General features: G+C 59.2%; 18 protein-coding genes and 1 pseudogene. 10 read left to right on the forward strand and 9 right to left on the reverse strand.

What is annotated here, in order from left to right:
- Positions 1-378 precede the first annotated feature (378 nt).
- Positions 379-744 (reverse strand): YijD family membrane protein, encoded by a 366-nt coding sequence (locus AACS18_RS13200; RefSeq protein WP_146184763.1) that lies wholly within the window; start codon positions 742-744, stop codon positions 379-381.
- 19 nt (positions 745-763) lie between these two features.
- Positions 764-1,384, reverse strand: coding sequence for an HTH-type transcriptional repressor FabR (gene fabR / locus AACS18_RS13205; protein WP_005339921.1), 621 nt, complete (start codon positions 1,382-1,384; stop codon positions 764-766).
- Between the two features lie 147 nt (positions 1,385-1,531).
- Between fabR and AACS18_RS13210 the strand changes: the two genes are divergently transcribed.
- Entirely contained in the window at positions 1,532-2,650 is a 1,119-nt protein-coding gene (locus AACS18_RS13210; RefSeq protein ID WP_108612461.1) for a fatty acid desaturase, read from the forward strand.
- Positions 2,651-2,725: 75 nt separating this feature from the next.
- On the opposite strand, the gene AACS18_RS13215 is transcribed toward AACS18_RS13210, so the two are convergent.
- Both AACS18_RS13215 and AACS18_RS13220 read right to left on the reverse strand, forming a co-directional pair.
- Positions 2,726-2,872 (reverse strand): hypothetical protein, encoded by a 147-nt coding sequence (locus AACS18_RS13215; RefSeq protein WP_181363279.1) that lies wholly within the window; start codon positions 2,870-2,872, stop codon positions 2,726-2,728.
- A 21-nt stretch (positions 2,873-2,893) separates the two neighbouring features.
- On the reverse strand, positions 2,894-3,049 hold the full coding sequence (locus AACS18_RS13220; RefSeq protein ID WP_005348505.1) for a hypothetical protein: 156 nt from the start codon (positions 3,047-3,049) through the stop codon (positions 2,894-2,896).
- A gap of 175 nt (positions 3,050-3,224) precedes the next feature.
- On the opposite strand from AACS18_RS13220, the gene AACS18_RS13225 reads away from it, so the two are divergent.
- Entirely contained in the window at positions 3,225-3,851 is a 627-nt protein-coding gene (locus tag AACS18_RS13225; RefSeq protein WP_005348507.1) for a lysoplasmalogenase, read from the forward strand.
- A gap of 79 nt (positions 3,852-3,930) precedes the next feature.
- On the opposite strand, the gene AACS18_RS13230 is transcribed toward AACS18_RS13225, so the two are convergent.
- Positions 3,931-5,484: a DHA2 family efflux MFS transporter permease subunit gene (locus AACS18_RS13230; RefSeq protein WP_108612462.1), complete on the reverse strand. Its 1,554-nt coding sequence runs from the start codon at positions 5,482-5,484 to the stop codon at positions 3,931-3,933.
- Positions 5,484-6,536 carry an HlyD family secretion protein gene (locus AACS18_RS13235; protein ID WP_108612463.1) on the reverse strand — a complete coding sequence of 351 codons (1,053 nt, stop codon included), beginning with the start codon at positions 6,534-6,536 and terminating at the stop codon, positions 5,484-5,486. The genes AACS18_RS13230 and AACS18_RS13235 overlap by 1 nt, the downstream gene beginning before the upstream one ends.
- Positions 6,537-6,632: 96 nt before the next feature.
- Here AACS18_RS13235 and AACS18_RS13240 point away from each other — a divergent pair, with 96 nt between their 5' ends.
- A complete protein-coding gene (locus AACS18_RS13240; protein ID WP_019444678.1) occupies positions 6,633-7,535 on the forward strand; it encodes a LysR family transcriptional regulator in 903 nt (300 codons plus the stop codon).
- Between the two features lie 9 nt (positions 7,536-7,544).
- Positions 7,545-7,859, forward strand: a complete 315-nt coding sequence (locus AACS18_RS13245; RefSeq protein WP_005339933.1) for a putative signal transducing protein — start codon at positions 7,545-7,547, stop codon at positions 7,857-7,859.
- Positions 7,860-7,870: 11 nt separating this feature from the next.
- On the opposite strand, the gene AACS18_RS13250 is transcribed toward AACS18_RS13245, so the two are convergent.
- Positions 7,871-9,154 (reverse strand): dicarboxylate/amino acid:cation symporter, encoded by a 1,284-nt coding sequence (locus AACS18_RS13250; protein ID WP_108612464.1) that lies wholly within the window; start codon positions 9,152-9,154, stop codon positions 7,871-7,873.
- A 209-nt stretch (positions 9,155-9,363) separates the two neighbouring features.
- Here AACS18_RS13250 and AACS18_RS13255 point away from each other — a divergent pair, with 209 nt between their 5' ends.
- On the forward strand, positions 9,364-9,609 hold the full coding sequence (locus tag AACS18_RS13255; RefSeq protein ID WP_108612465.1) for a YecH family metal-binding protein: 246 nt from the start codon (positions 9,364-9,366) through the stop codon (positions 9,607-9,609).
- Positions 9,610-9,708: 99 nt separating this feature from the next.
- Positions 9,709-10,308 (forward strand): YhgN family NAAT transporter, encoded by a 600-nt coding sequence (locus AACS18_RS13260; RefSeq protein ID WP_013724175.1) that lies wholly within the window; start codon positions 9,709-9,711, stop codon positions 10,306-10,308.
- A 75-nt stretch (positions 10,309-10,383) separates the two neighbouring features.
- Here the strand turns inward: AACS18_RS13260 and AACS18_RS13265 are convergent, their stop codons facing one another.
- Positions 10,384-11,352 (reverse strand): LysR substrate-binding domain-containing protein, encoded by a 969-nt coding sequence (locus AACS18_RS13265; RefSeq protein ID WP_108612466.1) that lies wholly within the window; start codon positions 11,350-11,352, stop codon positions 10,384-10,386.
- A gap of 276 nt (positions 11,353-11,628) precedes the next feature.
- Here AACS18_RS13265 and tatA point away from each other — a divergent pair, with 276 nt between their 5' ends.
- From tatA to AACS18_RS13280, 3 genes are all read left to right on the forward strand, one after another.
- Positions 11,629-11,790, forward strand: coding sequence for a twin-arginine translocase TatA/TatE family subunit (gene tatA, locus AACS18_RS13270; protein ID WP_005339944.1), 162 nt, complete (start codon positions 11,629-11,631; stop codon positions 11,788-11,790).
- 16 nt (positions 11,791-11,806) lie between these two features.
- Positions 11,807-12,109 carry a YfcZ/YiiS family protein gene (locus AACS18_RS13275; RefSeq protein ID WP_005339945.1) on the forward strand — a complete coding sequence of 101 codons (303 nt, stop codon included), beginning with the start codon at positions 11,807-11,809 and terminating at the stop codon, positions 12,107-12,109.
- Between the two features lie 228 nt (positions 12,110-12,337).
- Entirely contained in the window at positions 12,338-13,759 is a 1,422-nt protein-coding gene (locus AACS18_RS13280) for a lytic transglycosylase F (protein ID WP_108612467.1), read from the forward strand.
- Here AACS18_RS13280 and AACS18_RS13285 read toward each other — a convergent pair.
- A complete protein-coding gene (locus tag AACS18_RS13285; RefSeq protein WP_005339947.1) occupies positions 13,737-13,913 on the reverse strand; it encodes a hypothetical protein in 177 nt (58 codons plus the stop codon). The two genes, AACS18_RS13280 and AACS18_RS13285, sit on opposite strands and share 23 nt — an antisense overlap.
- Positions 13,914-13,986: 73 nt before the next feature.
- On the opposite strand from AACS18_RS13285, the pseudogene AACS18_RS23470 reads away from it, so the two are divergent.
- Positions 13,987-14,335, forward strand: a pseudogene (locus AACS18_RS23470) (phospholipase); the annotation flags it as partial.

Genomic DNA, 14,335 nt, shown 5'->3' on the forward strand with positions numbered 1-14,335 from the left:
TTCATAACCGGGCTTTTGTATTTTTAGCGCCTTAAACCACCAATATCTGGCTTTTCCCTGCCAAGTAAGAGTGCCAGATAGCCGGTTATTTCCATCATTTTCTGGCTATATCAGAGTCTTATCAGTTTCATTTATAGCTATTTGAATGACTCTACAGGGGGCCAAATCAGGCTTCTGCTGCTTGCTGACTACAGGACAGTCCCATATTGACCACCTCCGCTTCCATCTGCACGTCGATCTTGAAGCCCAGCAGCTTGGCTAGGCTGGGAATACCGAGATTGCCGGATTAATCAGGAACCGTTCAAGCAAAGAGGCCTTCCCGACGGGAAGGCCTCTTTGCTTTATCTATCAACTGATTACCATCACTCGGTCGATTTATCAGGGCTTCTCTTTGTTGCTAATGCTCAGGCCGAGCTTGATGGAGAGGGCAGCCAGTAGCAGCAGCATCATGATCAGGGAGAAGAAGTTGCTGCCAAGCTCCGGGTATTGCACCTTGAGCAGCGCGGAGTGGCCGAAGACACCGATAAAGAAGCAAAACAGGGTGCAGATGGGGGTGTTGCCCACCATGGGTTCATGGCGATAGTGCTGGAACAGCTGATAGGCCGCCAGCCAGAGGGCAATCAGCGGGAAGAAGGAGAAAGGCACGACCGAGTTGGTCAGCACGGCCAGAGAGGCATCGCCACAGATACCAATCAGCATGGCCATGGCGAGCGGTTTTTTCGGGATCATAAGCTGTTCAGTCATATCGTTCTCCATCCTGTGGTCATGGGTGAGGTTCACGGCGCTTCTGGTTTTGTACCTCGGCGCCCATGGCGATCATCCGCAGTTGGCGAATTGTTCGGTCGGAGAGTGCCCGGCACTCTTCGCTGGTCATGTCGAGTGCATCGGCACCGGCACTGAAGACGATGGTGACCATGGCTTCTGCCTGGATATAGGCATCTTCCCGTGGTGCTTCGGTGGTGGCTTCCAGATAATCAGTCAGCTCGGCAATGAAGTGCTGGATCTCGCGAGCTACCGCCTGGCGAAAGGCGGCCGAGGTGCCGGAGCGTTCCCGCAGCAGCAGCCGGAAGATGTTGGGGTTGTTCTCGACGAACTCCATAAAGGTCTGCACCGAGGTGCTGATGACACTACCACCACCGGCAATGCGCTGGCGTGCCTGGCGCATCAATTGGCGCAGGGTAAGACCTCCTTCGTCAACCAGGGTCAGGCCCAGCTCCTCCATATCGCGAAAGTGGCGATAGAAAGAGGTAGGAGCGATACCCGCCTCACGAGCGACTTCCCGCAGGCTGAGATTGGAGAAACTCCGATTGGCGCACAGTTGGCTGAATGCAGCATCGATCAATGTACGCCGGGTTTTTTCTTTTTGTTGAGCGCGAATACCCACGAAATCAGTCACCTTCAGCTTAACGAGGACAAATGATAACCCGAAGGCGCCTCAGGATCAGGTTTGTATCCTACTTTTTTACCATTGACCGTGAGGAAACCACCATAGAAAATGGCTAACAGCTGTTCGCTGAAAGGATGCAATGAGATGGCCAAACCCCCGATTATTTTGACCAATACCCTGCTGTTCTCCCTCTCCGGGATAGTGGCGCTGATTGTCGTGCCCTGGTACGGCATGAGCCACGGTTACGATCTCTGGCAGTGGGCCAGTTTCCTGTTGTTGTTCTGCCTGAGTGGTCTCTCCATCACCGCAGGCTATCACCGGCTCTGGTCGCACAAGGCCTACAAGGCGCACCTCGCTTTGCAGTGGTTGTTTGCCATTGGCGGTGCGTTGGCGCTGCAGAATTCGGCCCTGCACTGGTCGGCCGATCACCGCCGTCACCATCGTCATGTGGATGACAACGATAAAGACCCCTACAGCGCGGGGCGCGGTTTCTGGTATTCCCACATCGGCTGGATGTTGCGGGAGCATCAAGGAGATCGCTATGGCGATTACAGCAATGTGCGTGATCTGCAGAACAACCAGGTGGTCATGTTTCAGCACCGTCACTATCTGGTGCTGGCGCTGGCGGCCAATCTGGGTTTGCCGCTGCTGCTTGGCCTATGGCACGGGGATATGCTCAGCATGCTGCTGTTGGCGGGCGTGTTGCGGATGGTGATGACTCACCACACCACCTTCTTCATCAATTCGCTGGCCCACATCTGGGGCAGCCAACCCTATACCGACCGCAATACCGCTCGAGATAACGGCATCCTGGCCTTTTTCACCTTTGGCGAGGGGTACCACAACTTTCACCACCTGTTCGAGAATGACTACCGCAACGGCATTCACTGGTGGCAGTTCGATCCGACCAAGTGGTTGATCCGGCTCGCCTCCTGGTGTGGTCTGGCGGGGGATCTCAGATCCTCGCCGGAGGAGCGTATCGAACAAGCCCGGCTGCAGATGCAGCTGAAACGGGCGCAAGCCAGATTGCGCAAGCAGGAGGATCGCGAACTGTGGCAGGCGCTGCTGCAGGAGGAGTACGACAAGCTGAGCCAGCAGCTGCAACACTACTACGCCAGTCGCAAGCGGTTGCTGGAGCTGCGCAAGCGCAAGGCGCTGGCGCGCTATGACCGCCTCAAGCTGCAACTGGAGTACCGGGCCCTGCGTGACGGCTTTATCGCTGGTAAACGCAACTGGAGTCGTTTGCTGGCAGGTATTGCATGATGCCGTCTGGTTATCACAGAGACTAAAAGAGAAGACCGCCTGCTGGCGGTCTTCTCTTTTATGATTCAACTCAAGCTAATTGGCTTGGCCCTGCTGTTGCTGCAACTGATCCTGCTCCTGCTGCTCCTGCTCCTGCTGCTCCTGCTGCTCCTGCTGCTCCTGCTGGCTGAGACCCAGCTGTTCACAGGCCTGCTCAAAGCTGATCCCCAGATGGCGCATCATGATATCCAATAACGGGAGGGCTTAGTTGGCTTGGCTCTGCTGTTGCTGCAACTGATCCAGTGCCTGTTGCTCCTGCTGGCTAAGACCCAGTTGTTCACAGGCCTGCTCAAAGCTGATCCCCAGATGGCACATCATGATATCGATGGCGGGCAGATAATTCTTCATAGCTTCTTCCATGGTGATCCTCCAGACCCGTCACTTATGCCCTGAACCACTCGGTGCGGCAATTAGACTTTAGGCTTAGTCTGTCCATTTGATCAGCACCCCTGCCACTGGGGTAGGGAATTTGTTACCCTGCACCATGATAAAAACGGTTGCCGTATGACTGCGAGCAACAGGTGAGGAGCAGGGCATGTTATTGAGTTTCTTGATCATCGCTTCAGGTTGGTGGCACATCCGTGCTGCCTACGGTTCAGACAGCCGCCAGTTCTATATCAGCAAGCCGCTTACCATGCTGCTTATCATCGCGTTGGCGTTCGGCTACCAGAGTTATGACCACGATGGTTCTCACGCCTGGATCCTGCTCGGCCTCTGCCTCTCGCTGGCGGGCGATGTGCTGCTGATGTTGCCAAGTGATCGCTTCATTCAGGGGTTGGCGGCATTTCTTGTCGCGCATCTCTGCTATATCGTCGGTTTTGCCCAAGGGCCATTGCTGCTCAATCTGGTGGATGGCTTGCTGCTGTTGCTGATTGCCGGCATGGTATTTGGCCTGCTGTGGGGCAAGCTGGGGGAGATGCGGATCCCGGTCTTCTGCTACATGCTGGTGATCATCGGCATGGCTTGGGTGGCTGCCGGTGCTTGGCACGCCTCTCTTACCGCCGGTTCTGCCGCCGCTCTGGTGGGGGCGCTGATGTTCCTCTTCTCCGACAGCATGCTGGCGCTCGATCGCTTCCGCCGCCCGTTTCCTCACGCCCGCGCCTGGGTGATGAGTAGCTACTTCGCTGCGCAATTCCTGATTGCAGGGTCATTAGCGGGCTAACGCCATCTGGTTGAGTGCAGGTTACAGATAAAGAAAAACGGGCGCTTGCCCGTTTTTCGTTTTATGCCTCGGCGGTTTTTCATGCCTCTAGCGGCTCGGCATCCGCTGCCCGTGGGGCGGGGGATTTGAGCAACAGCATCAGTGCGCTGGCGAGCAGCAGGAAGATCCCCATGATGTAGAACACCTGGTTGTAGGCCATGATGGCCGCTTCCCGGTTGATGGTATTGGCCAGCATGGCGTGGGCTCGTTGCTGGGCTATCTCGGGGCCCGAACCCTGCGCCATCATGCTCTGGGCCAGCTGCAGCAGATAGCTCTGCCCCTCGATACTGCTGGCGGCCAGAGTGCTGCCAATCTGCAGCGCATGGGTGCGGGTATCGTTGTCGAGCATGGTCGCGATGATGGCGATACCGAACGCACCACCGAGGTTGCGCAGCACGTTGAGCAGAGTCGAGGAGGAGGGGATCTCGTCGTGGCTCAGGCTGGCGGTGGCGACCAGGGAGAGCGGCACCATGATGAAGGGCTGTCCCAGCGCTCGCACGATGAGCGAATGGATCAGCTGCGGCCCAGCGTAGTCGGCACTCATGTTGACGTTCATAAAGCAGCTGACGGCGAAGATCAGGAAGCCGAAGCTCACCAGATAGCGCGGGTCTATCTTGTGAGTCAGTTTGGGTACCAGCGGCAGCACCAGCAGTTGCGGCAGCCCCATCCACATCAGTACCTCGCCGATTTCCAGCGCGTTGTAGTTGTGGATCTGGGTCATATAGAGCGGCAGCACATAGATGGAGCCCATCAGCGCCATACCGAGGATCAGATAGGCGAAGCATGCCAGCGCGAAGCGCGGGTTGTGCAGCAGCCGCAGATTGACCAGCGGGTGACGGCGGATCAGCTGGCTGATGACGAAGAACACCAGCGCTACCGCCGAGATGACTGCCAGTCGCACGATGAAGCTTGAGCCGAACCAGTCCTCCCGATTGCCCTCTTCCAGCACCACCTCCAGCAGGCCGAGGCCGAGCGCCATGGTGACGATGCCAATAAGGTCGACCCGCTTGATCACGGCCCAGTCCACCGGTTTTTTGTCCAGCCCGTGGGCCAGCATGGCCATCACCAGCAAGCCTGGCGGTACGTTGAGGTAGAAGATGTAGTGCCACGACATCTGCTCGGTGAGCCAACCTCCGAGGGTTGGGCCGATGGCGGGGGCGAAAGTGGCGCAGAGGCCAAACAGCGCCATGCCAGTGGCCCGCTTCTGTAGCGGCAACAGGGTGACGATGAGGGAGAAGGCCATCGGGATCAGCGCCCCGCCGGTGAAGCCCTGCAGCGCCCGGAAGACGATCATGCTGGTGAGGTTCCAGCTGAACGAGCAGAGCACGGAGGCAGCGATAAACGCGCCGGTGGTCCAGAGCAGGTAGCGGCGCACGCTCAGCCCCCGGCTCAACCAGCCGCTCAGGGGGATGGCGATCATCTCCGCCACCAGATAGGAGGTGGAGATCCAGGAGCTTTCGCTCAGGGTGGCCGACAGGGCCCCCTGAATATCCTTCAGGGAGGCATTGGTGATCTGGATATCGAGGATGGCCATGAAGGCGCCGATAAGCCCCCCCATGACCGCGATCCAGTTGCGACGTGGAATGGGTTCCATCAGTTGGCAGCCACCACGGGCTCAGGAGTGCGGGTATCCACGATCACTTCGGTGGAGAGACCCGGCAGCAGCTTGCCTGCCAGCGGGCCTGGCTCGGGGATGCGGATCTTCACCGGTACCCGCTGCACGATTTTGGTGAAGTTGCCAGTGGCATTCTCCGGTGGCAGCAGGGCGAACTTGGCACCGGTCGCAGGGGCCAGGCTGTCGATGATCCCCTCGACCGGTTGATCCGGGTAGGCATCGAGTACCACTTCGACCTTCTGGCCCGGCTGCATATGGGCGAGCTGGGTCTCTTTGAAGTTGGCCTCGACCCACACCTGCTGCAGCGGCACCAAACTGGCGACCTGCATGCCGGACTGGACGTAGAGGCCTTCCCGCAGACTGCGCTTGCCTATGATGCCGTCAGCAGGCGCCCGCAGTTCGGTGTAGCCGAGCTCCAGCTTGGCCTGCTCCAGTTGTGCTTCGCTCAATGCCAGCTTGGCCAGATTCTGTTTGCGCTCGGCATCCAGAACCAGCAGTCGCTCACGGGCCGCCTGCAGGGCGGCTTGGGCCTCCCGGGCTTGCGCCTGATTGACCTGCAGGCCGGCACGCACCTCGTCCAGACTGTCTTGCGAGCTGTAGTGGCGCTGGTTGAGCTGACTGATCCGGTTGACCTGCTGGCTGGCGCGCAGCTGTTCGGCCTTGGCGGAGGCGACCTTGGCCTCGGCCTGCTGGATCAGGCTCAGTTGTTGGGTGCGGGTGGCCGCCAGATTTTCGGCCGTCGCCTGATTGAGGCGCAGGTCGGCTTCGGCCTCCGCGACCCTGGTTTTGTATTCGCGATCATCGAGCCGGGCGATCAGTTGGCCCGCTTTGACCGGCTGGTTGTCGGTGACCAGCACTTCGCGGATATAGCCGGGCAGCTTGGAGCTGATCCCGGTCACTTCACTTTGCAGATAGGCGTTGTCGGTGCTTTCAAAATAGCGGCCGTGAAGATACCAGTAACCGGCGAACAGCAGACCGAGCAGCGCCAATATCATGGCTGCCAGCAGGGGAATTTTTTTGTGTTGACTCATTTTTGTGATTCCTGAACTTAAGGGGCGCAGGCTAACACTGGTCAACTGTTTCGATTAGTATTGGTTCACGAGATATACAGTTTCACTGGTGCAACAATGGATCTCAATGCCGCGTTAATTCTGGTGCGTATCGTCGACAAGGGCTCGTTTACGGGGGCTGCCCGCGAGCTGGGGATGACCAAGGCGATGGTCAGCCGCCGCATCGCCGAGCTGGAACAGCGGCTCGGAGTGCGTCTGCTCTATCGCTCCACCCGTCAGCTCACTTTGACCGAGGAGGGGGAGAAGTACTACCTGCACTGCAGCAAGGCGGTCGATGCCCTGACCGAAGCCGAGCTGATGCTGAGCGCCAGCCAGCAGGAGGTAACCGGCACCCTCAAGCTGGCGGTACCCATCGAGACGGGGCAACTGGTGGTCGGGCGCTTGGTCGCCAAGTTTTTGCAGGCCTATCCCGCCCTGCAGGTGGAGCTGGAGCTGACCAACCGGGTGGTGGACCCCATCAGCGAAGGGCTGGATGCGGTGGTGCGGATTGGCGACATGAGCGACTCCAATCTGGCGGCACGCCGACTCTGGAGCACAGGAAGGCTGCTCTGTGCCAGCCCGGACTATCTGGCCCGCAGCCCGGTCATCGAGCGGCCGGAGGATCTGGCCAACCACGAGCGGGTGACGGTGAGCAGCGGGTTTCTCGCCTCTCACTGGTGCTTCGAGCTGGATGGCAGAGAGGTGCTGGTTGACCCCCCATCCCGTTTTCGGGTCAATAATATTACCTGTGCCCGAGAGGCGGCGAAGGCGGGGCTGGGGTTGGCCTCGTTACCCGCTATGCTCTGTCAGGATGAGCTGGCCAGCGGCGAGCTGGTGATCCTGCTGCCAGAGTGGCAGCAACCCAGGGTGCCGATTTATTTGCTGTTTCCGGAGCGGCAACTGATGCCGCGCAAGTTGCGGGCATTCATCGATTTCATGATTGAGAACGGTGCCGAGTTTGGCATCGACAAGTTGTTGTAAGGGGGAGCTATGGATAACTGGATCAATCTCTATCGCGCCTCACACACCCTGGAGGCGCACGCGTTGAAAGGGGCGCTGGAGGCGGAAGGGGTGCTGGTGCGCCTCAATGGCGAGGGGCTGTCAGGCGCCCTTGGCGAGCTGCCGGTCGACATGTTGCAGGTGACCCTGATGGTGCGGGCCGAGGATCGCAGCAAGGCAGGACGGGTCATCGAGCGTTACCAGCAGCGTCAGGGTAACGGCTGGCTGTGCGGCCAGTGCGGGGAGGAGAACGGCGCCAACTTCGACGTCTGCTGGCGCTGTCATCACGATCCCCACGACAGCTGAGCTTTCTTCCGCTAGCGCGGCGGGAACTCGATATCTTCCCCTGCGCTGGCATCGTGATAGGTCGCCAGATCCAGTTCGTTTTCGCTGCGGGCGATCAGCACCGACACCAGAATATCCCCCGAAACATTGACCGTGGTGCGCGCCATGTCGAGGATCCGGTCAATGCCCGCAATCAGTGCCACCCCTTCCAGCGGCAAGCCCACCGCCGTCAGGGTCAGGGTCAGCAGCATCAACCCGGTGCCCGGGGTGCCAGCGGTGCCGATACTGGCCAGGGTGGCGATGCTGATGATGGTCAGGTAATCGACCATGTGCAGCTCCACCCCGAATGCCTGGGCTACGAACAGCGCAGTCACTCCCTGATAGAGGGCGGTGCCATCCATGTTGATGGTGGCGCCGATGGGCAGCACCTTGGCGGTGATGGCGGGGGAGACTCCCAGCCGCTTCTCGGCGCAGGCCAGACTGATGGGCAGGGTGGAGTTGCTGGAACTGCTGGTGAAGGCCACCGCCTGTGCATCAACGATGCTCTTGAAGTAGTGCAGCGGATTGAGCCGTGCCAACAGGAGCAGCAGAGTGCTGTAGACCCCGAGCACGTGCAGCAGACAGCCGAGGTAGACGGCGCCGATCACCTTGAGCAGCGGCAGCAGCAGATCGAGACCGTACTTGCCGGTCATCCAGGCCATCAGGGCGCAGACACCATAAGGGGCGAGCGCCATCACCATCTGGGTCAGCTTGAACATCCCCTCGGCCAGCGAGGTGAAGAAGAGGATAGCGGGGCGGCCACGGCGACCGCTGGCATTGAGGGCGACCGCCAGCGCCACCGCAAAGACAATTACTTGCAGGATCTTGCCATCCACCATCGCCTGTACCGGGTTACTCGGCACCAGATGGCTCAGCACGCTGGCCAGGGTGGGTGGTTCCGACATACCGACCCGCTCATAGGGACCCATGTCGGCACCCATGCCGGGTTCCAGCAGCCAGCCCATCATCAGGCCGATGCAGATGGCGATGGCGGTCGAGCAGAAGTAGAGACAGATCGCCTTGCTGCCGATGCGATCGAGGACCTTGCCCTTGAGCAGCGAGGTGAGACCGGCGATGACCGAACAGAAAATGAGGGGCACCATCAGCATCTGGATGGTGTTGACGAACAGGACGCCAAGGGGCTTGAGCAGCAGGGCTTGCTCTTCAAAGCCGACGCCCAGACCCACCCCTGTCAGCATGCCGATCAGGGTCTTGAGCCAGAGTGGTCGGCGGGTCCAGATCTGCCAGGGCTTGAGAGCCTCTCCATGGAACAGCATGACGCCAATATCCTTATACATTGTCTGCGATGGCCAAAAAGGGGCGCCAGTGTAGCGATCCCTGACGCGGGTTGCCACATTATCGACAAAGCGGTCGCGGTGACCACTCCCCTGACCAGGTAATGCGCAATTTATTGGCCTATATCAAGATCCCTCCGGGCGGGGAGATATTTAATTGGCATTAAATATGTTCATTATTGAGGTGAGAGATGTCGCAATCGGTTCATGGTCACGAAGTGATGGAAATGATGCTGGCGCAAGGGGGGCAATTTACCCGTGCCAGCCTGAAACAGGTGATGGCCGAGCGGTTCGGTGCCGAGGCCCGTTTTCATACCTGCAGCGCTAGCGAGATGGATGCAGAAGCGCTGATCGACTTTCTGGCCGTCCGCGGCAAATTCATCGACTCCGCCGAGGGTTTCCAGACCCGCGCCGACAAGATCTGCAACCACGGTTAATCCCGCTGCGAGCGCATCATGGCGCTCGCTCAATTCTTCGCCCTTTGCTATATTTCGCCCCCTCTCTTTTCCCTATTCAGGGCGTAGCCCGGGCGTTGTATGGATACTTTTTCTGCCGCAGTCATGCTGTTTCTGATCATGGACCCGCTGGGCAACCTGCCGGTCTTCCTCTCTATCCTGCGTCATATCGATCCCAAGCGACGTCGCAAGGTGATGGTGCGCGAGCTGCTCTTCTCGCTGGCCATCATGATGCTGTTCCTGTTCGTCGGTCAGCAGATCCTCGGTTTCCTCAACTTGCGGCAGGAGGCGGTCAGCATTGCGGGGGGCATTATCCTGTTCCTGATCGCCATCAAGATGATCTTCCCGAGTGAGGGGGGCGTGACCGGGCTGGCGGCGGGCGAGGAGCCCTTCCTGGTGCCGATGGCGATCCCGATGATCGCCGGTCCTTCTATCTTGGCTTCTTTGATGCTGCTGGCCAATCAGGAGCCGACCCGGATGGTGGACTGGTCGCTGGCACTCTTTCTGGCCTGGGCTGCCAGTGCGGTGATCCTGATGTTCTACGAGGTATTCAACAAGCTGCTGGGTGAGCGGGGACTCACTGCGGTGGAACGGCTGATGGGCATGCTGCTGGTGATGATCTCGGTCCAGATGTTGCTGGACGGGGTACATCACTATCTGGCGGTGACCGGTCAGGGCTGAGCGGTTTACATCTTGAAGTGAATGAAACGGGGCTACGCAGAGCCCCGTTTTTTGTGCCGCCGAGAAGGGGGGCGGTCACCCGTGAGTGGTCGCAGCGGGTTCCAGTTTGCTCATGATGAGGGAGAGCAGCAATTCCCGCAGCCAGCGGTGGCCCGGATCCTCGCTGTGACGCTGATGCCAGATGAGCAGATGGGAGATGCTGTCCAACCCGATGGGCAGCGGCAGCTGTAACAGCGGATAGACCTGGGTGGCGTGGCGGGCGTAGAGCCGGGATAGCGTCACTATCATGTCGGAGTGCATCCCCATCCGCAGCGCCGCCTCGAAGGAGGGCACGGTTGCCTCGATACGTCGGTAGAGATCCTGCTCTGCCAGCTTGTGATCCAGCATCCAGCGGTCCCGCCCCTCGCAGTAAGTCTGCACATGGGGATAGCTGAGGTAGTGCTCCAGATTCCAGTTGGGCTCCCGCAGCGCGGGGTGGTGCTGTTGCACCAGACAGGTGAGATCATCGACCGCCAGCACTCGCTGACAGATGCTGTCGGGCAGGGTATCGAGCCGATAATCGGAGCTGATGCAGTTCTCTCGCACCGCGAAGGCGATGTCCACCTGTCCCTGACTCATCTCGGTCAGACTGTTCTCGGTCCACTCCTCGTAACGCAAGCGGATCCTTGGTGCCTGCCGCTTCAGCTCGCTCAGGTAGAGCGGGGCAAACAGGGTAAAGGCGCTGTCCATGCTGGCGATGACGAACTCTCGCTCCGAGCTGGCGGGGTCGAACTCGGGCGGCTGGATCAGGTTATCCAGCGACAGCATGATGGGTTGCAACTGCTGCTGCAGCGCAAGGGCACGGCCGGTGGGTTCCAGCCCGTAGGCAGATCGGATGAAGAGGGGATCATTGAAGGTATCGCGCAGACGGCCGAGGGCTTTACTTACCGCGGACTGGCTCAGATGAAGGCGGCGTGCCGCCTTGCTGCCGTTGCGCTCCTCCAGCAGTACCTGCAGGATAATCAGCAAATTGAGGTCGATGCGACCCAGTTGTTCCAGCAGCATGATATGAATCCTCTTCAATTCTAAGATGAATTTATACCATTTGTTTTCATATCTTGGCGATCTTATCCTCGAATGGTCTCAGGTTCGCATGAACCACTGGTACAGGATGTAGCGGTTGAGGGGACATGTAGCACAATCAATATGGCGACCTTTGGGTCGCCATATTTTTTGGCTATGATTTATTTGCTCACTTGCACCTGCCTTGATTTTGCCCAACAATCCCTGCGCTCTATTTTGATACAAGTAACAGATATCTCTTTGTGAGGGAGTATCCCTATGGGACTCGGTGGAATTCATATCTGGCATATGCTGATCCTCTTGTTGGTCGTAGTGCTGGTCTTCGGCAGCAAGCGTCTTGCCAGTGCAGGTGAGGATCTGGGTACCGCCATCAAAGATTTTCGCAAGGCGATGCGTGACGACGCAAATCATCCGAAATAAGCAGTAGGAGTAGAAAATGTCTGTAGACGAGAAAGTTGAACTGAACGAAACCTGTGACAGCTGCGGCTGTTTTGCCGAGATCGGCACCATCATCGGCGAAGGCGACGATGTGATGGATCTGGTGATTGAAGCTGCGGCCGAGGCGGATGCCCGCGCCAAGCTGGCTGCCTATGAAGCACTGGCCAAGCAGGTCACTGCCGAAGCTCAAGTGAGCAGCGAACTGACCCAGGGCGCCAACGGCGTGATCCTGAAAGCCCGCCTGCAATTCACCTGCACTGCCGAAAAACTGATTTTCGAAATGCGGGCCCGCTCTATCTGAGTTGTCTGATGACGCGGCAGGTTTGCCTGCCGTGTTGACCCTTCTGCTGTGGGTCTGCGTTCTATAGTTACTCTATCCCACAGACGTTTTGCCCGGCGCGAGTCGGCCAACAGAAGGCGTAAACATCATGACGCAGCGATGGATCTCTGCCCCCAATCCCACCCTCTATCGTGATCCGTGCTGCCAACAGGCAGCAGGCGTGACCTCAGTACAGGGGCAGCCATCGTGATGCGACGCTGGATCTGGGCTCTGCTGGCCCTCTGCTGTTTTCCCCTGCTGGCGGCTGAACTCAAGCCACAGCGTCTGCCCCAACCCGGGGACCTCGAAAGCATTCTGCAAAAGCGCGAACTCAGGGCTCTGGTGGTCTATGAGCGCGGCTTCTACTTTCTCGATCGTGGCGCCCAGTACGGCATTCTGGTCAATCAGCTGCAAGGGTTCGAACGCTGGCTGAACAAGACCTATCTCGCCAAAGAGAAGGTCAAACTCAAGGTGGTCTACATCCCGGTGCGTCAGGACAAGCTGCTGGACTATCTGACCGAGGGGCGTGGTGATCTGGTGGCGGCGACCATGACGGTGACCCCGACCCGGCGTGAACAGGTGGCCTTCTCCCGGCCGCTCATTTCATCCATCGAGGAGTGGGTGGTGAGCCAGCAGAGCCTGCCCGCCTTCAGCCGCATTACCCAGCTCTCCGGCAGGCGGGTCTGGGTGCGCGCCAGCTCCAGCTACTACGAGAGTTTGCGCCAGCTCAACTGGTTGTTTCGCGAGTTGGGGTTGCCCCCCGTCTATATCGAAACGGTGCCCGAATACCTGCAGGATGGCGATCTGCTGGAGATGGTGGCCGCCGGCATTATTCCCCTGACGGTGACCGACAGCTACAAGGGGCGGATCTGGCTGGGTGGGATGATCTCCGGCCTCAAGGCCCACAAGTTGATTCCCCTGCGCAGCAATGGCACCAGCGCCTGGGCGCTGCGCAAGAACAGCCCCGAGCTGCTCAAGGCGGTCAATGGCTATCTGGCGAGTGTCAGCCGCAACAGCCTTTACAGCGACATGACTCTGCGCCGGTTGCTGGTTCGCAGCGATCAGATGAGCAATATCCTGGCGCCGGATCCCATGGGGCGCCTCGCGACCATTCGCAAAGTGCTGGAGAAGTACGCCAATCAATACGATCTCGACTGGCTGATGCTGGCGGCGCTCGGCTACAAGGAGTCCGGCCTCAATCCCAAGGCGCGTTCGCCCAAGGGGGCCGTGGGCCTTATGCAACTGCTGCCCAGTACGGGGCGGGAAGTCGGCATCAACGGCGCCAGACTCACCACGCTGGAGGGAAATGTGGAGGCCGCCTGCCGCTACATGCGGTTGATCCTCGATACCTACTTCAATGATCCCAAGCTGGATCGGCTCAATCGCCACCTGTTTGCCCTCGCCTCCTACAACGCCGGGCCGAACCGGGTGCAGGCGCTGCGAGGCAAGGCGGAGAAACTGGGGCTCGATCCCAACGTCTGGTTCGGCAACGTGGATCAGCTGGTGGCCAACGAAGTCGGACAGGGGCCGATCAACTATGTCGGCACCATCTACAAGTACTACGTGGCCTATCGTTTCAGCCTGCCCCAGATCGAGGGCAAGGCTGCCGCTATCGAAGCGGCTCAGCCCTGAGCCGGTTGACCGGCAGGGTCGCCTGCACGGTCGGCAATTGCCAGCCACCGTCCCTGTGTTGCAAAAACCAGTGAGCAGGGCCGGTGGCCGGGATGAGATCTGGCTGGCTGAGCTGGCCCAGATAGCGCAACATCGGGGTATCATGCAGTTCCATCAGCAACTCCTTTTGAATATGTGAAGAGGCTCGCCAGCGTTATGACACCCGGCCATGACAGCAGGATGACACCATGACCCCCGGAACCTTTGCCCTGATCGATGATCCCCAGCTGGCGCTCAAGGTGCGTTGTCACTGGATCCGCCATGCCCGCGAGCGGATCCAGGCGCAGTACTACAGCTGGGAAGAGGACAGCTGCGGCAAGCTGCTGCTGAGCGAGCTGCTCCACGCCGCCCGGCGTGGCGTCAAGGTGCAACTGCTGGTGGATGATCTCTATGCCGGTGACAACCGCTTTCTGGAGATGGTGGCTCACTATCCGGGGATCGAGGTGCGGCTGTTCAACCCCTTCTGGCTGCGGGGCTGGCGACCGCTGGCACTGCTGCTGGAGGGGTTGCTCAGCTTTCGCCGCATCAACCACCGGA

Origin of the sequence: Aeromonas sp. HMWF015 (assembly GCF_963878965.1) — a bacterium.
In the GTDB taxonomy this organism is placed as follows: Bacteria; Pseudomonadota; Gammaproteobacteria; order Enterobacterales; family Aeromonadaceae; genus Aeromonas; species Aeromonas veronii.